Raw genomic sequence first — 18812 nt, 5'->3', positions numbered from 1 at the left:
CGAGGTGCCGGTGACCACGTCCGAACCGCCGCCGCTCGGCGCCACCATCTCGACGCCGGGCGCCGAGATGAAGACATAGGCGCCGCGATTGGCCTGCGGCATCAGCCCGTCCTTGGCGTCGGTTGCGGTCACCGCGATGACGCCGTCGAAGGCGGCCGGATAGCCATAAGGCGCTTTCGGCCCGTTGTTGCCGGCGGCAGCGACCAGCACCATGCCGAGTGCGCGGGCATTGCGGCAGGCGACGCCGAGCAAATCGTTCTTCGGCCCGACGAAGCTCATATTGATGATGCGCACGTCCTGTTCCGCCGCCCAGTCGAGCGCCGACAGGATGACGTCCATGGTCGACTTGCCGCCCTCGAAGGCGCGGGCGTGATAGATCTTTGCGCCCGGCGCCATGCCTTCCAGCACGCCGACGCCGGCGATCAGCCCGTCGATCGACGTGCCGTGATCGCGCTTTTCGATCGGCACGTCGGGCATGGCGTCGAACTGCCCGGCAATGACGCCCGACAGCGCCGGGTTGGTGTCGTCGATGCCAGTGTCGATCACCGCGATGCGGACGTTTTCGCCGCTGGCCTGCTTGGCATCGAGCGCGATACGATCGAACGCATAGTTGACGATGCCGGCGGCCTGCTGCAGCGAATAGACATGGTTGGGCTCGCGCCGCTGGGTGCGGCCGTCGGCGGCCAGTTGCGCCAGCACGACGCCGACGGGCCGGCCGTCGGGAATGCCGAAGCGCACCAGCGTGGTGCCAAGCAGAAGCGACTGGCGCTGCGAGCGCACCTGCAGGCCGAAAGAAGCGGCGATCTGCTGGACGGCGCCGGCATCGCCGTCGACGGTCACCAGCACCTCGTCGGGCACGAAATCGCCGACCACCGCGCGCGGCGGCTGAACGGCAATGAGATCGGTCGGCGAGACGATCGGGCCGCCAGGCGGGGGGCCGGCTTGGTTATCGGCAGGCGGCGTCGCGGGTGCCGGCCGTGGCGTCGGCACAGGGGTCGGAGGCGCCGCCGGGTTAGGAAACAGGTCGACGATCAGCGCCGGCAGGAAGACGGCGCCGGATTGGCCTGCGTCCGATCCGCCCTTTGTGTCGCTGCCATCCTTGGCGCAGTCGGCTCCCGCCGCATGGGTCCCATCGCCGCAGTCGATTTGCGTCCGATCAGGATTGGCGCTGCTGGTCTGCGCCGACGCGGGCACGGCGATCGCCATCGCCGTCGCAAGCACTGCCGCAAATCGAATGACTGCCTCAGCCGCCATCAACCGGTTTCCTTCCCTCGATCACAGTTTCCGCGAAGGGCTGGGCGGCAATGAGGCCGATTTGCTTGGTGTAGTCGGCTGCGTTGGCAGCCGGGATGCCAAGCCGGAACACGCCGTCGGCGGTCGGTCCGCCGACGATCTTCATGCCGTTGCTGCCGAGGAAGGCGGATATGTCCGACATCCTGGCATCCGGCTTGAACTTGACCAGCGCGAACGGCATTTTCGCCGGATCGTTTTCCGCGCCGGCAATCTCGAAATCATTGCCCTTGCCGCCGGGTTCGACAAACGACTGCACCATGACCAGGGCCAGCAGAACCGCGGCTGCCGCCCAGGCGACACCGACCGGCACCGCCATGAAGCGGCCCCAGGCCTGCGCCAGCCAGGACGATCCTGCCGGCTTGCGCGCAGGCCCGGCCTCGGCGTCGAGTGCCTTGGCAAAGCGGCTGAGCGCATCGGCCGGCGGCCGGATTGCTTCGTTGGCGGCCGTGGCGCCGGAGAATTCGGCTTCAGCCTCGCCAAGGGCGGCAAGTGCGGCCGGATCGCTGGCCAGCCATTCCTCGACCGCTTCCAGGTCGGAACCTTCCAGCGAGCCGTTCAGGTAGAACGGCAGCAGCGTTTCCATTTCGTCGCGGCGCGACATCTTTTCAGCGGCGCTCATGGCCACCCCCTGTCGTAACCGGCGGCCTTGAGGGCCTCTCCGAGTTTCTTGCGGGCGTAGAACATCCGGGTCTTGATGGTGGCGACCGGAATGTCGAGCACCTCGCCGATCTCGCTCACCGATTGTCCGTGATAATAGGCAAGATCGATGACCACGCGATGCTCTTCGGGCAAGGTGTCGACGAAGCGCCGCAGGGCGGCGGCCTTGTCTTCCTTCATGGTGACGACTTCCGGCGTGTCGGCGCCGTCGGGCACCGCGGCGGCGGCCTCGTCGTCGATCCAGTCTTCCTTCTTCTTGCGCAGAAAGGACAGCGCCTTGAAACGAGCGATGCCGAGCAGCCATGTCGAGACTTCGGAACGCCCTTCGAAGCCTGGCGCCTGGCGCCATAGCTCGAGGAAGACTTCGTTGGCGATATCGTCGGCCATCATTTCCGATCCCGTCTGGCGCGCCACGAAGCGGTAGACCCGCGCGTGGTGACGCATGAACAGGAGCCGCACGGCGGCACGGTCGCCCTTCGCGACCCGGTCGACGAGAGCGCGATCGGTCTCCGTCGCTGCCGTCATGGCCGGTCGAGCCGCCTGGCTCCTGTCTGCTCTGTCGCTGATCGGTCCAAAAAGGTTCATCCTCCGCCAAGGAATTTTTGGGAGGCTAACCGAAGTAAGGAAGTGTTGCCAGAGGCAGGGTCTTCCCTTCCCCCACAAGGGGGGAAGGGAGAGTCGCGCTCACCCCAAAAACGGCTTCGCCTTCATCGTCTCCGGTATTGCCACACCCAGCCGGCTCAGCACTGTCGGCGCCAGCTGCAGCTGGTCGAGCAGCGTGTCGGCCTGCGGACCCTTACCTTGTCCAAAATAGTACAGCGCGAAATCCTGCATCTCGTCGTCATGGCCGCCATGATGGCCACGATCGGTCTGGCCGTGATCGGCGGTGACGATCACCTCATAGCCGGCTTCGATCCAGCGCGGCAGGAAGGCGGCCAGCATCCCGTCCATCGCATAGACGGCATGGTCCATCTCGTGGCAGTCGTGGCCGAAGCGGTGTCCCATCGAGTCCAGCGTGCAGGTGTGCAGGATGCCGTAGTCGATGCCATGGCGTTTCGTCAGCATCGTCAGCGTCGCGAACAGGTCGACATCGCTCGGCGTCATCTGGTTGCGAAGATTGTAACCGGTCATGGTGTGGAAGCGGCCATGCGTGATCGGCCCGCCTGGCTCGTCGAACTCCATGTCCTCGACCACGTCGAACGGATAGCCGCGGAAGAATTCCGACCAGTAGGAATGCGTCACCGCCCCCGTCTTGCCGCCTGCCTTGCTGACTTCGGAGAAGATATCGGGCTGCTCGACGCGGAACCGGGTCTCGTTGGAGAGAATCCCGTGCACCTGCGGTGAGACCCCGGTGTGGATCGACGCATAGCAGCAGGCCGAGGTCGACGGCAGCACCGAGCGCATCTTCCAGACGCGCGCCTCGCCCGATTGCACCCAGCCTTCGAGATTGCCCATCAGCCGGCGCCAGTTCCGGTAAGGCACGCCGTCGAGGATGATCAGCAGAAGCTTGGACTTGAGCGCCACGGGCTGCTCCATGCGGTTGGCGGTTGAAACGGGAACGCCGTGTGCCGTCTTGGGCACACGGCGTTCTTGATAGATGAAATCGGACGATCAGAGTCCGCTCAAGCGTTGAGCCAGCACTCGGCAAGCGCGTAGCCGTCCATCATTTCGCCGATAGGGCTCTTGGCATAGCCGCCGATCTTGCTGGTGGCGGCCGCGTCGATGAACTGGTTGAAGAAGGGCACGATCAGCCCGCCTTCGTCACGCATCATCACTGCCATGTCGTGGTAGATTGCCTGGCGCTTGGCCTGGTCGAGCTCGCCTCGCGCGGTAAACAGCATCTTGTCGAATTCCGGCCGCTTGAAGCGCGTGTCGTTCCAGTCGGCGGTCGAGACATAGCCGGTGGAATACATCTGGTCCTGCGTCGCGCGTCCGCCCCAGTAGGAGAGCGAGAAAGGCTGCTTGTTCCAGACCTCCGACCAGTAGCCGTCGCCGGGCTCGCGCTTGATCTCGATCTTGATGCCGGCTTTGGCGCAGGACTGCTGATAGAGTTGTGCGGCATCGACGGCGCCCGGGAAGGCGACGTCCGAGGTGCGCAGCACGATCGAGCCGCTGTGGCCCGATTTCTTATAGGCTGCCGCCGCCTTGTCCGGATCGAACTTGCGCTGCTCGATGTCGGCGGAAAACAGCGGATAGGCCTCGTTGATCGGGAAGTCGTTACCCACCGAGCCATAGCCGCGCAGGATCTTTTCCAGCATCTCGTCGCGGTCCATGGCAAGCTTCAGCGCCATCCGCAGATCGTTGCTGTCGAAGGGGGCGGTGTCGCAGAACATGTTGAACGGATAGTAGCCCTTGCCCGAGACGTTCTCGATGGAGACGCCCGCGATGCGCTTGACCAGATCGACGACCTTCGGCTCGACGCGGTTGATCATGTGCACCTGGCCGCCCTGCAGGGCGGCAAGCCGTGCGGTCGCGTCATTGATGACGATGATTTCGACCTGGTCGGCATGGCCGGCCTTGTCGCCCAGCCAGTAATTGGCAAAGCGCTCGCCGCCATGGCGCACGCCGGGCTGGTTGACGCTAACCTTATAGGGACCGGCGCTGATGCCGGCGTTCGGATCGTCCTTGCCGCCATTCGGCTGGATGGTGAGATGGTAGTCGGCCATCAGATAGGGGAAGTCGGCATCGGCGTCGCCGAGCGTGACGATGACCTCCTTGCCGCTCGCCTTGATCCCCTTGATGTTCTTGAGGATGCCGAGTGCTCCGGACTTGGACTTCTCGTCCGCATGGCGCTCAATGGTGGCAGCAACATCCTCCGCGCCGACCGTCTTGCCATTGTGGAACTCGATGCCGTCGCGGATCTTGATTGTCCATGTCTTGGCGTCGGCCGAGGCGCCAATCTCCTCGGCAATCAGGTTGACCAGCTTGTTGTCCGGGGTGAGGCGCACGAGATACTCGCCCCAAAGCTTGCCGAAGCTGAAGGTAACCTGGCTGAGGTTCAGCGCCGGATCGAGGCTGTTGGTGGATTCACCGCCCTGCAGACCGGCCTTGATGATACCGCCCTTCACCGCCGTCTGGGCAAATGCCTTGCCGGTCAGCGCCGGCATCAGGGCCGCCGATACGCCGAGCGCGGCGGCGCGCCCAAGAAAGGCGCGGCGCGATATCCGGCCTTGACCGGCGAGTTCGGCGAGATAATCGAGTTCAGTCTTCATGTCCTACCCCTGTTTTAAAGTCGTGCGAGCGGCGCTCGTCCCGAAGGACGTTTGGCGTTCTAGTGTTGCATCCGGATGACGGTCGCCGGCGCCCCATGTGGCGGCTTGGTCTGGTGCAATTCCCAGGGGAAGCGCCATGCGTTTCTTCTGGGAGAACCGGTTCCAGTTTCCCCGAATTGCTTTAGTTGCCCGCGCTGGCCATGCGCCGTCCCTTGATTGCCTTTTCCAGCCAGCCGATTTCCATCTCTGGAACCGAGGAGAGCAGCAGGTCGGTGTAGGCGTCGAAGGGCGGGCTTAGCACCTGGCTCTTGGGGCCGTAGCGCACCACCTCGCCGCGATACATAACCGCGATCGAATCGGCGATCGACTTCACAGTGGCGAGGTCGTGCGTGATGAACAGATAGGCGACGTTCTCCTCCTTCTGCAACTCCAGCAGCAGCTTGAGGATGCCGTTGGCGACCAGCGGATCGAGCGCAGAGGTCACCTCGTCGCAGATGATCAGCTTCGGCTTGGCGGCAAGCGATCGGGCGATGCAGACACGCTGTTTCTGGCCGCCGGAAAGTTCGGCCGGATAGCGGTCGGAAAAGCCCTTGCCCATCTCGATCTTGTCGAGCAGTTCGGCGACGCGCCTGTCGCGCTCGCGGCCGCGTATGCCGAAATAGAATTCGAGCGGCCGGCCGATGATGGTGCCGACGGTCTGGCGCGGGTTCATCGCCACGTCGGCCATCTGGTAGATCATCTGCAACTGGCGCAAATCCTCCTTCGGCCGGTCGGCCAGCCTGTTGGCCAGCGGACGTCCGTCGAAGGTGACGGTGCCCTGTTCGGGCGGCAGCAGGCCAGTGATGGCGCGTGCCAGCGTCGACTTGCCGGAGCCGGACTCGCCGACCACGGCCAGCGTCTGACCCGGATAGATGTCGACCGAGACGTTCTTCAGCACCTTGATGTCGCTGCGGCCATAGGCGGCGGTGACGTTCTTCACCGACAGGAAAGGCGACGTGCCGGGCTTCTGCTCCTGGTGTTCGATCTCATGCACCGAGACCAGCGCATTGGTGTATTCCTGGCGCGGCTCCTTGATGATCTGCCTTGTGCCGCCCCATTCGACCAGCCTTCCATGGCGCAGCACCATGATCTCGTCTGAGACCTGGGCGACGACGGCAAGGTCGTGGGTGATGTAGAGCGCAGCGACATGGGTGTCGCGGATGGCATCCTTGATCGCCGCCAGCACGTCGATCTGCGTCGTCACGTCGAGCGCCGTTGTCGGCTCGTCGAAGACGATCAGGTCCGGCTCGGAGCACAGCGCCATCGCCGTCATCACGCGCTGCAACTGGCCACCCGAAACCTGGTGCGGAAAGCGCTCGCCGATGGTTTCAGGGTTTGGCAGGCTGAGCTTCTTGAACAGCGCAACCGCGCGCTTCTCGGCCTCGGCCCGCGTTGCCGTACCGTGCAGCAGCGTGGCTTCCACCACCTGGTCCATCAGCCGGTGCGCCGGGTTGAAGGCGGCTGCCGCCGATTGCGCGACATAGCAGACCTCGCGGCCGCGTAATTTGCGGAAGCCGTCCTTGCCGCCCTTGAGGATGTCGCGGCCGTTCAGGATCACCTCGCCGCCGGTGATGCGCACGCCGCCGCGGCCATAGCCCATCGACGACAGGCCGATGGTCGACTTGCCGGCGCCGGACTCGCCGATCAGGCCGAGCACCTTGCCTTTTTCAAGCGTCAGCGAGACATCGTGCACCAGCACGATGTTCTTTGGCGGCTCGCCGGGCGGGAAGACGGTGGCTTCGATGCGCAGGTTGCGGATGTCGAGCAGCAGGCCTGATTTCGCTTTGGTGTCGGCCATCACCCGCGTCCTCCCTTGAGGCTGGTCGTCCGGTTGAGCACCCAGTCGGCAACCAGGTTGACGGAAATCGCCAACAGGGCGATCGCCGCCGCCGGGATAAGCGCGGCCGCGATGCCGAAGACGATGCCATCCTTGTTTTCCTTGACCATGCCGCCCCAGTCGGCGTCCGGTGGCTGCACGCCAAGGCCGAGGAACGACAGCGTCGACAGGAACAGCACGGCATAGATGAAGCGCAGGCCGAGTTCCGAAACCAGCGGCGACAATGCGTTGGGAAGGATCTCGCGGAAGATGATCCAGCCGCTGCCCTCACCACGCAGTTTCGCCGCCTCGACATAGTCCATGACGTTGATGTCGACGGCGACCGCGCGCGACAGGCGATAGACGCGGGTCGAATCCAGAATGCCCATCACCAGGATCAGCGTCACCAGATTGGTCGGCAGCACTGACAGCACGACGAGACCCATGATCAGCGTCGGGATCGACATCAAGAGATCGACGAGGCGCGACAGCAGCGTGTCGAACCAGCCGCCGAAGACGGCCGCCGAGAAGCCGAGGATGGCGCCGAGCGAGAATGACAGTGCGGTGGCCAGCACCGCGATGAACAAAGTGATGCGGGCGCCGTAGATCATGCGAGACAGAAGATCGCGGCCGAGATTGTCGGTGCCCAGCAAATGGGCAGCCGACATCGGTTCCCAGACGTCGCCGACGATTTCGCCATTGCCGTGCGGCGCGATCCAGGGGGCGAAGATCGCCGCCAGCACGAACAATGCCGTCAGCACGATCCCGATCAGCGCGGGGAGGGGGATGCGTTTGATATCGAGCATATCCGCCCCCTATTTCGGATGTCTGAGACGCGGATTGGCGACGATCGCCGCTATGTCCGCAATGATATTCAGGCTGATATAAACGGCGGCGAAGATCAGGCCGACCGCCTGCACCACCGGCACGTCGCGTTTGGTGACGTGGTCGACCAGATACTGCCCCATGCCCGGATAGACGAAAATCACCTCGACCACGACGACGCCGACGATCAGGTAGGCGAGGTTGAGCATGACGACGTTGATGATCGGCGCGATGGCATTGGGGAAGGCGTGCTTGCGGATGACGTTGAAGGCCGACAGGCCCTTCAGTTCCGCCGTCTCGACATAGGCCGACTGCATGACATTGAGGATCGCCGCGCGTGTCATGCGCATCATGTGGGCGAGCACGACCAGCGTCAGCGCGGCCGCCGGCAGAGCGATCGCCTGCATGCGCTCGCCAAAAGGCATGCCGTCATAGACGGTCGAGATGCCCGGGAAGATTTGCCATTTCACGGCGAAGAAATAGACCAGCACATAGCCGATGAAGAACTCGGGAAAGGAGGTCGAGGCCAGCGCCAGCCCGGAGATCAGCTTGTCGACCCAGCCATTGCGGTAGCGCACCGCGATCAGGCCGAGAATGATCGCCAGCGGCACGGCGACGATCGCCGCCCAGAAGGCGAGAAACAGCGTGTTCCACAGCCGTCCCTTGATCGACGTGGCGATATCCTGCCCGCTCGACATGGCCGTGCCGAGATCGCCGGTCAGCACACCGCCGAGCCAGCGGAAATACCTGATATAGGCCGGATCGTTGAGGCCGAGCTGCTCGCGCAGATTGGCGAGCGACTCCGGTGTCGCCGATTGTCCGAGAATGGCTTGCGCGACATCGCCGGGCAGGATCTGGGTGCCAGCGAAGATCAGGACCGAAACGGCCAACAAGAGGAGAATGCCCAGCGCAACGCGCTGGGCCACCAGTTTCAAGATGGGTGAGGACATGTCCGCAAGGCCAAGCTCAGGCTTCGAGCCAGCACTTCGCCAGCGCGTAGCCGTTCATCAGCTCCTGATGCGGATCATCGACCCAGCCACCGACCTTGGCGCCGGTAGCGTCGATGAACTGGTTGAACATCGGCAGGATCAAGCCGCCCTCGTCTCGTACCAGGACAGCCATGTCATGGTACATCTGCTTGCGCTTGGTCTCGTCGAGCTCGGCGCGCGCCGCCAGCACCATTTTGTCGAAGTCCGGGCGCTTGAAACGCGTGTCGTTCCAGTCGGCGGTCGACAGATAAGCGGTGGAGTACATCTGGTCCTGGGTCGAGCGGCCGCCCCAGTAGGAAGCGCAGAAGGGCTGCTTGTTCCAGACTTCGTTCCAATAGCCGTCGCCGGGCTCACGCTTCAGCTCGATCTTGATGCCGGCCTTGGCAGCGCTCTGCTGGAAGAGCTGGGAAGCATCGACGGCGCCCGGGAAAGCGACGTCCGAGGTGCGCAGCAGGACGGCGCCATCATAGCCCGACTTCTTGAAGTGGAACTTGGCCTTGTCGGGATCGTACTTGCGCTGCTCGATCTCGGTAAACAGCGGATAGGACGCATTGATCGGGAAGTCGTTGCCGAGCGAGCCGTAGCCGCGCAGGATCTTGTCCAGCATTTCCTCGCGGTCGATGGCCAGCTTCAGTGCCATGCGCAAATCGGCGTTGTCGAACGGCGCCGTGTTGCAATGCATGATGAACACGTAGTGGCCGGGACCCGCGTGGTTGCGGATGGTGACGCCCGGCAGGCGCTTGATCAGATCGACGATCTTTGGCTCGACGCGGTTGATCATATTGACCTGGCCGCCCTGCAGGGCGGCCGTGCGCGCCGTCGCATCGTTGATGACGATGATCTCGATCTGGTCGGCGTGGCCCATCTTGTCGCCCTGCCAGTAATTGGCGAAACGCTCGCCGCCATGGCGCACGCCGGGCTCATTGGTCGTGATCTTGTAAGGACCGGCCGAGATGCCTGCGTCGGCCTTGTCCTTGCCGCCATTCGGTTGGACGATCAGGTGATAGTCGCTGAGCAAATAGGGCAGATCGGCATTGGCTTCCTTCAGGGTCAGCACGACTTCCTTGCCGCTGGCCTTGATGGTCTCGATGCCCTTCATGTAGCCGAGCGCGCCGGATTTCGACTTCTCGTCGGAATGGCGCTCAAGTGTGGCGGCCACATCCTCGGCGGTCACCGTCTTGCCGTTGTGGAATTCGACGCCGTCTCGGATCTTCAGCGTCCACACCTTGGCGTCGTCCGACGAGCCGATCTCCTCGGCGATGCGGTTCTCGAGCTTGCCTTCCGGCGAAAGCTCGACGATCAATTCGCCCCACATCTTGCCGAAGGCGAACGGCACCTGAGTCATGAACAGTGCCGGATCAAGGCTGTTGGTGGACTCGCCGCCGACAAGTCCGGCCTTCAGTGTACCGCCCTTGACCGGACCTGCCGCGCGTGCAGCGCTTGAAAGCAGCGAGTTGGCGAAGGGTGCGGAGATACCGAGCGCCGCCGCCCGGCCGAGAAAATCACGACGGCTCAGTTTGCCCGACGCGACACGCCGGCTAAGAAATTCCAGTTCGTTCGACATTTTGAGTTCCTCACTCTGTTGGTTCGACTCTGCGGTCGTTTTTCTTGTTTCTTGTGAGGAGAATAATGACCGCAAGGGAAAGCGGTAAGCAAGACCGAATGCGACATGCCGTGGCGTAAATCGTACGTCGCAATTGGACCAATGAACTCGGTGCTCAAAGAAGCGCGCGCGGCACCTTCTCCTCGAAATTGCGCTCGAAGACGAGCGTTTCGTCCTCATAGGCCTCGATTCTGGCGCTGACGATGAAGTTTTGCGCGTCCGACCGCATTTCGGCTGTCGTTTCGGTGCGTACCGACCATCCGTTTCGCGACAGGGTCTGCGTCCAGTGCGTCTTCCCCGAGGCCGACAGCGGATCATCGGGGTGGATCGTCCAGGTCTCGCGGGCGGTGCTGCCATTGGCCAGGCCATGAGCGAGATCGCGCACCTCGCCGAAATCATCAACGATGGAAAGCGTCACGATTCCCGTCTTTTCGTCACGATCGATATGGCGCTCGGAATTGCTGGCGCGGATCGTCTCCGTTGCCCAGGGAGTGGCACCTTCCGGCTCGGCGAACGCCGCTTCGTCGTCTGTCGCCAGCGGCCGCAGCGGCAAGCGGAGCGTCGCCGCCGACAAGGTCAGACGGACCGGCTCCGGCGACGGCCAGATGGCAGGCCAATAGGCGTTCGAAACGGCAACGCGCAGGTGGTGGCCGGCAGGCACGCGGTAGGCGCATTGATCGAGCACTACGCGCGCAGACACGGTTTCACCCGGCACCAGCGCCTCCGGAAATTCGTGCGAATTGCGGTGCGTCAGATTGAGTACGCCATAGGAGATCAACTCCGAGGCGCCGTCGGGATGCACATCGCAAAGCCGGACCGCGATGTTGGCCTGCGGACGATCAGAGGATAGCTGCAGCTCGACCTCCGGGGCGCCGACGATGTCGATCGGCTCGCTGAGTTCCGGCTGGTCGAAACACGCCGACAGGGCATCGTCGGGGCGCTGATCGCCAGGCAGTTCGGGGCCGAAGGTGAAAGGAAAATACTCGCCGCCGGCCAGGCCGCAGCTTTGCGGCGAGGCCACGATGGCGGGTTTTTCCGTTGCGGGGATCAGATCGACCGTCTGCGTCTTGATGTTGGACGATGGCCATTCCTGCTCCGCCACCCAGCGGCCAGGCCGCTCGGGGTGCCAGCGCGCTGGGCGCACGCTGTCCATGACATAGGCGCGGTAGGCCGGGTCGGACTCGACACCGGTGTCGACACCCTTCAACCAGCGGTCCCACCAGCGCAGAGCCTCCTGCAGGAAGCCGATGGCGGGTTTTGGTCCTGCGTAGTGCGGGTATTTGTGGATCCATGGCCCGATAATGCCCTTGACCGGGGCTTCGATGTTGCTGGCCAGATGCGAGACCGTGTTGCGGTAGCCGTCATGCCAGCCGCCGATCGACAGCACCGCGGCTTTGACGGCGGAGAAATCCTCGCAGATCGAGCCGCGCTTCCAGTAGGCATCACGGTGCTGGTGTTTCAGCCACAGCGGCGCCAGGAAGGATTGGTTCTCCAGCCGGGTCAGCCACAGATCGCGCCATCTGTTGTCGCCGGCCAGCAGCGGGTCCGGTGGCCGCGACGAGTAGGACAGCATGGTCGAGGCCCAGCCGAAGTTCTCGATCAGCAGGCAGCCGCCCTTGTAGTGGATGTCGTCGGCATAGCGGTCGACGGTCGAGCATAGGCTGATCACGGCTTTCAGCGCCGGCGGCTGCTTGGCCGCCACCTGCAGGCAGTTGAAGCCGCCCCAGGAAATGCCCATCATGCCGACATTGCCGTTGCACCAGGGCTGGCTTGCCGCCCAGGCAATGACGTCGCAGGCGTCCTGCAATTCCCGCTCGGAATACTCGTCGTCCATCAGCCCTTCGGAATCGCCATTGCCGCGCATGTCGACGCGGATCGAGGCATAGCCGTGGCCGGCGAAATAGGGATGCGTCAGCTGATCGCGAAAGATGGTGCCGTCGCGCTTGCGGTAGGGCAGGTGTTCGAGGATCGCCGGCACCGGATCGTCGCCCGCATCCTCCGGCATCCACACCCGCGCCGAGAGCCGGCAGCCGTCCGGCATGACGATCCCCATGTCCGGGAATTCGACGACCTTGCGGGAAAATTCGGTGACTGTTTTCATGGCATGCTCCAGGATCGCCAGATGATGGAGCCGGTGGGATCGCGTCGTGGGCCAGCCAACGAATTCGGCTGGTCAATCCGCGTCAATTCAGCGGAATGTCGTTATCGTCCTTGTTCGCCTGATAGACGCCGGACAACTCATCGTAGCGCGCCGAAATCGCGCCGATACGTGTTTCCAGCCGTTGCCGCTCGGCTTCGGGCAAAGCTCGCACCAACCGACGTATGGAAAAGCTCTTCCAATAGGCATTCTCGGCATTGTAGTCGCCGGGATCGAGGGTGAAGACCTCTTTCAGGATTTTCAGATCATGGGGGATAGCAAAACTGTCGCGCGAATCCTCGTGGCTGAACAGATAGTAGAAATTGTCGAAGCCGGTCCAGGTGATCGCCGACAGGCACAGCGAGCAGGGTTCGTGCGTGGCGATGAAGATGGCGTCTTTCGTATCGACGCGTTCAGCCCTGGGCATTTCGTAGAAGCGCTTCAGGCAGTGCACCTCGCCGTGCCAGAGCGGGTTTTCCATCTCGTTGTTGGTTTCGGCCAGCACCAGCGACCGGTCGTCCTTGCGCAGGATCGCGGCGCCGAACAGCTTGTTGCCATGGGTGACGCCGTCGGCCGTCTTCGGCACGATGTCGTGCTCGATAACGTCGAGCAGGCGGTCGATCAGCGAAATATCCGTCATCAGGGGGTCTCCTGCCGCATGTCGCCCAAAGTGCCCCCGGGTTTGGGGTAACGACACGCACAAAAAATTAAGGGAGATGGATCTCGTAGGCGTGCGAGAAATGGTACTCTTCGAGGTTGGAGCCGTCGCCGCCACGGTCGACGATCAGGAAATCCTGAGGCTCGCCGAGCGGCGTCAGCACGCCATGCCAGAGATTGCGCCGGTAATTGATGCCTTGTCCGGGTGCGGTGATGAAGGCATGCGGCTCATCAGGCCCTTGCTCGCCATCATGGCAGACGACGACCAGGAATGGACGCGGCGACAGCGGGATGAAGGCCTGGCTGCCGAAGGGGTGGCGCTCGACCATGCTCAGCTTCAGCGGCAGTTCGTAAGGCGTGCCGCGCACCATCGAGATTAGCACGCGGGCATTCGGTCCGATCGCCTCGGCGGTCGCCAGATCGTGATAGCGTTCCGCGCGGCCGCCATTGATCGGGTAGTGGTTGTCGCCGCCCATATCGATGACGTCGCCGAACGGAGCAAAGCTCTCGCGGGTCAGTGGCCGCGTAATGATCCGCGTCACGGCGTCCGCCCGGGGACGCCGGCGCCGCCGAGCTTGGCGTGCCGGTTCACGTCCTTGTAGAGCAGATAGCGGAATTTGCCCGGGCCGCCCGCATAGCAGGCCTGCGGGCAGAAGGCGCGCAGCCACATATAGTCGCCGGCCTCGACCTCGACCCAGTCCTGGTTGAGGCGATAGACCGCCTTGCCTTCCAGCACATAGAGCCCGTGCTCCATGACATGGGTCTCGGCGAAGGGAATGACCGCACCCGGTTCAAGCGTGACGATGGTCATGTGCATGTCGTGGCGCAAATCGGCTGGATCGACGAAACGCGTCGTCGCCCAGCGGCCCTCGGTGCCGGGCATCGGCGTCGGCGCGATCTCCTGTTCGTTGGCGAAGAAGGCTTCCGGCACATCGAGACCGTCGACCGCCTCGTAAGCCTTGCGAATCCAGTGGAAGCGCACGTCGGCCTTGCCTTCGTTGCGAACCATCCAGCCGCTGGCCGGCGGCAGGAAGGCAAAGCCGCCGGGCCGCAAGACATGCTTCTTGCCGGCAAGCAGAACCGTCAGTTCGCCTTCGACCACGAACAGCGCGCCTTCGGCACCGGCATCGGGTTCCGGCCGGTCGCTGCCGCCGCCTGGCGCAACCTCGACTATGTATTGCGAGAACGTCTCGGCAAAACCCGACAGCGGTCGCGACAATATCCAGACGCGGGTCTCGTCCCAGAACGGCAAGGCACTGGTGACGATGTCCTGCATCACACCCCGAGGAATGACGGCATAGGCCTGGGTGAAGACGGCGCGACCGGTCAGAAGCTCGCTCTGGCCGGGGAGGCCGCCATGTGGTGCGTAATAGGTTCGCTCGGGCATCCTGATCGTATCCATGGGTTCAAACCTATTGCGGAAGCATGTCCTTGAGGCGGAGCAGTGCGATGCGCTCGACCTGTTTGCAGGCGGTCTCGAATTCGACGCCGCGGCTGTTGCCGATGCGCGCCTCGAACTCCGCCAGGATTTCTTGCCTCGTCTTGCCCTTCACCGCGATGATGAAGGGGAAGCCGAAGGTGGTGACGTAGGCGGCGTTGAGCTTGGAAAACAGTTCGCGCTCTTTGTCGGTCAGCGCGTCGAGGCCGGCCGAGGCCTGTTCCCTGGTCGATTCCGCCGTCAGCCGTTTGGCCTTGGCCAGCTTGCCGGCAAGGTCGGGATGGGCGTTGAGCACCGAAAGCCGCTCGGTTTCGCTGGCGGAGCGGAAGATACGGCAAAGCGCATTGTGCAGGCCGCCTGAAGTGTCATGCGCCGGCCCCAGTTCCAGTTCGTAGGCGCGTTCGGCGATCCAGGGCGAATGCTCGAACACGCCGCCGAAAGTGTGGACGAAGGTCTCGAATTCCATCTTCGATGGTCTGAGTGCCGCCGGCTGATAAGGATTGACCTCCTGCCAGTGTTTGGCGATGTCGATGCGCCTCGCCAGCCAGACCTTGTCGTGCGACTTCACATAGTCGACGAAGCGCTTCAGCGCCGCCACCCGGCCCGGCCGCCCGACGAGGCGGCAATGCAGGCCGATGTTCATCATGCGTGGCCGGCCGGCCTCGCCCTCGGCATAGAGCGTGTCGAAGCTGTCCTTCAAATAAGCAAAGAACTGGTCGCCCGAGTTGAAGCCCTGCGGCGTGGCGAAGCGCATGTCGTTGGCGTCGAGCGTATAGGGAATGATGAGCTGCGCGCCGCCCTCATGCTCGAACCAGTAGGGCAGCTCGTCGTCATAGGTGTCCGACACATAGTCGAAACCACCTTCTTCCGCCACAATCCGCACTGTGTTGATCGATGTGCGACCCGTATACCAGCCGGTCGGGCGCGCGCCGGTCACTTCGTAGTGCAGCTTGATCGCCGCCTCGAGGTCGCGGCGCTCATCTTCGGCGCTGTGGTCGCGGTAGTCGATCCATCTCAGCCCGTGCGAGGCGATCTCCCAGCCGGCTTCCTGCATGGCCGCCACCTGATCCGGCGAACGGGCGAGTGCGGTGGCGACGCCGTAGCAGGTGATCGGCACTTGCGACTCGGTGAACAGCCGCAGCAGCCGCCAAAAGCCGGCGCGGGCACCGTATTCGTAGATGGATTCCATGTTCCAGTGACGCTGGCCCATCCAGGGTGCCGCGCCGACGATTTCCGACAGGAAGGCTTCAGACGCCTTGTCGCCATGCAGCACGCAGTTCTCGCCGCCTTCCTCGTAGTTGACGACGAACTGCACGGCGACATGTGCCCCGCCAGGCCATTTCGGGTCCGGCGGATTGGCTCCATAGCCGCGCATGTCTCTGCAGTAACGCATCGTCCCTCCCGCCGGGCATGGCCCGAAGTATGATCAGGATATCGAAAGGGTGCCTCTCGCATTCCCCCGAAAATTTTTGAAAGTGTTTTTGTCGCACTCCGCTCGACCGGGACTTATGCATCGCCTTTAATTGGCGCACAATTCACTGTTGATACTTGATCGTACCGGGCCAATTCGCTCGTACCGGAAATGGGAGGCGGCCAATGGCAGAAACGTCGAATGCCGATGGCGGGCGTCTGACGACCCATGTCCTCGACACGGCGACCGGCAAGCCGGCGGCGGGACTGTCGATCGCGCTTTATCACCTCGACGGCAAGGCACGGACACATTTGAAGACCGTTGTCACCAATGCCGACGGCCGTTGCGACAAGCCGCTGCTCGCCGGCGCGGAGTTCCGCACCGGCGAATACGAACTGGTCTTCGCCGCGGGCGATTATTTGCGCCAGCAGGGGTCGAGCCTGCCGAAACCGGCCTTTCTCGATGTAATACCGATCCGCTTCGGCATGGCCGAGCCCGTGCACTATCATGTGCCGCTGCTGGTCTCGCCCTACGGCTACTCGACGTACAGGGGGAGCTGAGGCATGGCCAAAATCAGCATCCGCAAAGAAATCCGCTTCATCCTCAACGGCAGGGACGTCGCGCTTTCGTCGGTGGCACCCGACGCGACCCTGCTCGACTGGCTGCGGCTAGAGCGGTCGCTGCGCGGCACCAAGGAAGGCTGCGCCGAGGGTGATTGCGGCGCCTGCACCGTGTTGGTCGGCAAGCTCTCGGCCGGCGGGCTGGTCTATGAAAGCGTCAATGCCTGCATCCGTTTCCTCGGCTCGTTGGACGCCACCCATGTCGTGACCGTCGAGCATCTGCGCGGCGTATCAGGCCAACTGCATCCGGTGCAGCAGGCGATGGTCGATTTCCACGGCTCGCAATGCGGCTTCTGCACGCCGGGCTTCGTGATGTCGCTCTATGGCCTGTGGATGAAGTCATCGAATCCGTCGAACGCGGATATCGAAAAGGCCTTGCAAGGCAATCTCTGCCGCTGCACCGGCTACGAGGCGATCATGCGCGCCGCGCATGCCATCTCCAGCTACGGTAAGGCGGCGGAGGATCCGCTGGCCGCAGAGCGCAAGGCGATCACCGAGAGGCTCGAGGCCCTGCATGACGGCGCCCGGGTCGAGATCGGTTCGGCCAAGGCGCGGCTGGTCGTGCCGGCCAACGTCGATGATTTCGCCGCCGTGCTGGACAAGGAACCCGGCGCCACCATCGTTGCCGGCTCGACTGATGTCGGCCTATGGGTGACCAAGCATATGCGCGATATTTCGCCGGCCATTTTCATAGGCAATCTCGACGGACTTTGCACCATCTCGGAAGACAAGGGCGTCATTTCGATCGGCGCCGGCGTCACCTACACTGACGCCTTCGCGACATTGGCGAAGCGTATCCCGGCGCTGGGGCCGTTGTTCGATCGCATCGGCGGCGAACAGGTGCGCAACATGGGCACCATCGGCGGCAACATCGCCAACGGCTCCCCGATCGGCGACACGCCGCCGCCCTTGATCGCGCTTGGCGCAAGTCTCACCCTGCGCAAGGGCAAGAAGCGGCGCTCGATTCCGCTGGAAACCTTCTTCATTGCCTATGGCAAACAGGACCGGCAGCCGGGCGAATTCGTGGAGGCGGTGCACGTTCCTGTTCCCGCCAAGGGCACAAAATTCGCGGTCCACAAAATCACCAAGCGCCGCGACGAAGACATTACCGCAGCCCTCGGCGCCTTCTTCTTGACGCTGGCCAGCGATGGCACGGTCGCGGAGGTGCGCATTGCCTATGGCGGCATGGCGGCGACGCCGAAGCGGGCGTCTTCTGTCGAAAAAGCGCTGCTCGGCAAGCCGTGGACCGAACAGACGGTTGAAGCGGCGATGGGCGAATATGCAAGGGATTTCACCCCTCTGACCGACATGCGAGCCTCGGCCGAATACCGGGCGCTAGCGGCAAAGAACCTGTTGCTGCGCTTCTTCGCCGAGACCACGGATACCCGGGGACCATTCCAAGTGTCACGCAACGAGGCGGCATGATGAGCACCAATGCCAGTGAACAAACAGCCGAACGGTCGCGAGGAGCGTCCTTCTCCCCGTGAACGGGGAGAAGGGAAAGGGCGCGCATGATGAACAAGCACGCTGCCCCTAACCTCAAGGCTGAAAAGATCGCCGGCGGCGTTGCCACCGATCAACGGCATGACTCCGCCCACAAGCATGTCAGTGGCACCGCCGTCTATATCGACGACATGCCGGAACCGGCCGGCACGCTGCATGGCTGCCTCGGGCTTTCCACCGCCACGCATGCCACCATCGCCAGCATGGATCTCTCGGCGGTGCGTACGGCGCCCGGCGTTGTCGGCGTGCTGACGGCCAGTGACGTGCCGGGCGAGAACGATATTTCGCCGACTGGCCGTCACGACGAGCCGGTGCTGGCCGACGGCAAGGTGCAATTCTACGGCCAGCCAATCTTCTGCGTCATTGCGCAGACCCGCGAGCAGGCGCGCCGCGCCACCAGGTTGGCCAAGGTCGAATACAAGGAATTGCCCTTCGTCACCGACATTGGTGCGCTCGATCCTAGGAAGGACAAGCTCGTCACGCCGCTACTGACGCTGAAGCGCGGCGATGCCGCTACAGCGATCCGTCAGGCGCCGCGCCGGTTGAAGGGAAAAATGCGCATCGGCGGCCAGGAACACTTCTACCTTGAAGGCCATATCGCCATGGCAGTGC

The 18812-nt window shown here is 63.4% G+C and carries 16 protein-coding genes and 1 pseudogene (1 of these 17 only partly in view); 3 read left to right on the top strand and 14 right to left on the bottom strand.

Annotation, left to right across the window (positions count from 1 at the left end; all coding sequences use genetic code 11):
• The 14 genes from EOC06_RS05765 to puuE form a co-directional block, all read right to left on the bottom strand.
• On the bottom strand, positions 1 to 1254 hold the 5' portion of the coding sequence (locus tag EOC06_RS05765) for a S8 family serine peptidase (protein WP_128307296.1). The gene continues 174 nt to the left of window position 1, outside the view; only the first 1254 of its 1428 coding nucleotides appear in the window; it begins with the start codon at positions 1252 to 1254; its stop codon lies beyond the left edge, outside the window.
• A complete protein-coding gene (locus EOC06_RS05760; protein WP_127302105.1) occupies positions 1244 to 1912 on the bottom strand; it encodes an anti-sigma factor in 669 nt (222 codons plus the stop codon). Before EOC06_RS05760 ends, EOC06_RS05765 begins: the two co-directional genes overlap by 11 nt.
• Positions 1909 to 2475 carry a sigma-70 family RNA polymerase sigma factor gene (locus EOC06_RS05755; RefSeq protein WP_128307295.1) on the bottom strand — a complete coding sequence of 189 codons (567 nt, stop codon included), beginning with the start codon at positions 2473 to 2475 and terminating at the stop codon, positions 1909 to 1911. The genes EOC06_RS05760 and EOC06_RS05755 overlap by 4 nt, the downstream gene beginning before the upstream one ends.
• Positions 2476 to 2634: 159 nt before the next feature.
• The gene (locus tag EOC06_RS05750; protein ID WP_164898478.1) at positions 2635 to 3486 is read right to left on the bottom strand and encodes an alkaline phosphatase family protein; all 852 of its coding nucleotides are present in this window, start codon (positions 3484 to 3486) and stop codon (positions 2635 to 2637) included.
• 86 nt (positions 3487 to 3572) lie between these two features.
• The gene (locus tag EOC06_RS05745) at positions 3573 to 5162 is read right to left on the bottom strand and encodes an ABC transporter substrate-binding protein (RefSeq protein WP_128307294.1); all 1590 of its coding nucleotides are present in this window, start codon (positions 5160 to 5162) and stop codon (positions 3573 to 3575) included.
• A gap of 181 nt (positions 5163 to 5343) precedes the next feature.
• Positions 5344 to 6999, bottom strand: a complete 1656-nt coding sequence (locus tag EOC06_RS05740; protein WP_127268158.1) for an ABC transporter ATP-binding protein — start codon at positions 6997 to 6999, stop codon at positions 5344 to 5346.
• A complete protein-coding gene (locus EOC06_RS05735) occupies positions 6999 to 7823 on the bottom strand; it encodes an ABC transporter permease (RefSeq protein ID WP_127268157.1) in 825 nt (274 codons plus the stop codon). The genes EOC06_RS05740 and EOC06_RS05735 overlap by 1 nt, the downstream gene beginning before the upstream one ends.
• A 9-nt stretch (positions 7824 to 7832) precedes the next feature.
• Complete coding sequence (locus tag EOC06_RS05730; protein ID WP_127289704.1) at positions 7833 to 8792, bottom strand: ABC transporter permease; 960 nt, start codon at positions 8790 to 8792, stop codon at positions 7833 to 7835.
• Between the two features lie 16 nt (positions 8793 to 8808).
• Positions 8809 to 10395: an ABC transporter substrate-binding protein gene (locus EOC06_RS05725; RefSeq protein ID WP_128307293.1), complete on the bottom strand. Its 1587-nt coding sequence runs from the start codon at positions 10393 to 10395 to the stop codon at positions 8809 to 8811.
• Positions 10396 to 10549: 154 nt separating this feature from the next.
• Positions 10550 to 12535, bottom strand: coding sequence for a CocE/NonD family hydrolase (locus tag EOC06_RS05720; protein WP_128307292.1), 1986 nt, complete (start codon positions 12533 to 12535; stop codon positions 10550 to 10552).
• Between the two features lie 82 nt (positions 12536 to 12617).
• The gene (locus tag EOC06_RS05715) at positions 12618 to 13211 is read right to left on the bottom strand and encodes a nucleoside deaminase (protein WP_128307291.1); all 594 of its coding nucleotides are present in this window, start codon (positions 13209 to 13211) and stop codon (positions 12618 to 12620) included.
• 67 nt (positions 13212 to 13278) lie between these two features.
• Entirely contained in the window at positions 13279 to 13770 is a 492-nt protein-coding gene (locus EOC06_RS05710; RefSeq protein WP_128307290.1) for an ureidoglycolate lyase, read from the bottom strand.
• Complete coding sequence (locus tag EOC06_RS05705; protein WP_128307289.1) at positions 13767 to 14630, bottom strand: bifunctional allantoicase/(S)-ureidoglycine aminohydrolase; 864 nt, start codon at positions 14628 to 14630, stop codon at positions 13767 to 13769. Before EOC06_RS05705 ends, EOC06_RS05710 begins: the two co-directional genes overlap by 4 nt.
• Before the next feature lie 10 nt (positions 14631 to 14640).
• Entirely contained in the window at positions 14641 to 16059 is a 1419-nt protein-coding gene (puuE, locus tag EOC06_RS05700; RefSeq protein ID WP_128307288.1) for an allantoinase PuuE, read from the bottom strand.
• A gap of 203 nt (positions 16060 to 16262) precedes the next feature.
• Here puuE and uraH point away from each other — a divergent pair, with 203 nt between their 5' ends.
• The 3 genes and pseudogenes from uraH to EOC06_RS41755 form a co-directional block, all read left to right on the top strand.
• Positions 16263 to 16637 carry a hydroxyisourate hydrolase gene (gene uraH, locus EOC06_RS05695; protein ID WP_127328582.1) on the top strand — a complete coding sequence of 125 codons (375 nt, stop codon included), beginning with the start codon at positions 16263 to 16265 and terminating at the stop codon, positions 16635 to 16637.
• A 3-nt stretch (positions 16638 to 16640) separates the two neighbouring features.
• Complete coding sequence (xdhA, locus tag EOC06_RS05690) at positions 16641 to 18122, top strand: xanthine dehydrogenase small subunit (RefSeq protein WP_128307287.1); 1482 nt, start codon at positions 16641 to 16643, stop codon at positions 18120 to 18122.
• Between the two features lie 89 nt (positions 18123 to 18211).
• A pseudogene (locus tag EOC06_RS41755) lies at positions 18212 to 18812 on the top strand (molybdopterin cofactor-binding domain-containing protein); the annotation flags it as partial.

The organism is Mesorhizobium sp. M7A.F.Ca.MR.362.00.0.0, assembly GCF_004023175.1.
In the GTDB taxonomy this organism is placed as follows: domain Bacteria; phylum Pseudomonadota; class Alphaproteobacteria; order Rhizobiales; family Rhizobiaceae; genus Mesorhizobium.
Note: the sequence above shows the minus strand (reverse complement) of the source record. Positions and strands in the feature narration are given on the sequence as shown.

What these genes read in the sequence shown, in the direction of transcription:
- puuE (WP_128307288.1), bottom strand. Translation starts at nt 16,059, where the DNA reads ATGCGTTACTGCAGAGACATGCGCGGCTATGGAGCCAATCCGCCGGAC.
- EOC06_RS05725 (WP_128307293.1), bottom strand. Translation starts at nt 10,395, where the DNA reads ATGTCGAACGAACTGGAATTTCTTAGCCGGCGTGTCGCGTCGGGCAAA.
- EOC06_RS05715 (WP_128307291.1), bottom strand. Translation starts at nt 13,211, where the DNA reads ATGACGGATATTTCGCTGATCGACCGCCTGCTCGACGTTATCGAGCAC.
- EOC06_RS05705 (WP_128307289.1), bottom strand. Translation starts at nt 14,630, where the DNA reads ATGGATACGATCAGGATGCCCGAGCGAACCTATTACGCACCACATGGC.
- EOC06_RS05735 (WP_127268157.1), bottom strand. Translation starts at nt 7,823, where the DNA reads ATGCTCGATATCAAACGCATCCCCCTCCCCGCGCTGATCGGGATCGTG.
- EOC06_RS05720 (WP_128307292.1), bottom strand. Translation starts at nt 12,535, where the DNA reads ATGAAAACAGTCACCGAATTTTCCCGCAAGGTCGTCGAATTCCCGGAC.
- EOC06_RS05745 (WP_128307294.1), bottom strand. Translation starts at nt 5,162, where the DNA reads ATGAAGACTGAACTCGATTATCTCGCCGAACTCGCCGGTCAAGGCCGG.
- uraH (WP_127328582.1), top strand. Translation starts at nt 16,263, where the DNA reads ATGGCAGAAACGTCGAATGCCGATGGCGGGCGTCTGACGACCCATGTC.
- EOC06_RS05730 (WP_127289704.1), bottom strand. Translation starts at nt 8,792, where the DNA reads ATGTCCTCACCCATCTTGAAACTGGTGGCCCAGCGCGTTGCGCTGGGC.
- EOC06_RS05750 (WP_164898478.1), bottom strand. Translation starts at nt 3,486, where the DNA reads ATGGAGCAGCCCGTGGCGCTCAAGTCCAAGCTTCTGCTGATCATCCTC.
- EOC06_RS05760 (WP_127302105.1), bottom strand. Translation starts at nt 1,912, where the DNA reads ATGAGCGCCGCTGAAAAGATGTCGCGCCGCGACGAAATGGAAACGCTG.
- EOC06_RS05740 (WP_127268158.1), bottom strand. Translation starts at nt 6,999, where the DNA reads ATGGCCGACACCAAAGCGAAATCAGGCCTGCTGCTCGACATCCGCAAC.
- EOC06_RS05755 (WP_128307295.1), bottom strand. Translation starts at nt 2,475, where the DNA reads ATGACGGCAGCGACGGAGACCGATCGCGCTCTCGTCGACCGGGTCGCG.
- xdhA (WP_128307287.1), top strand. Translation starts at nt 16,641, where the DNA reads ATGGCCAAAATCAGCATCCGCAAAGAAATCCGCTTCATCCTCAACGGC.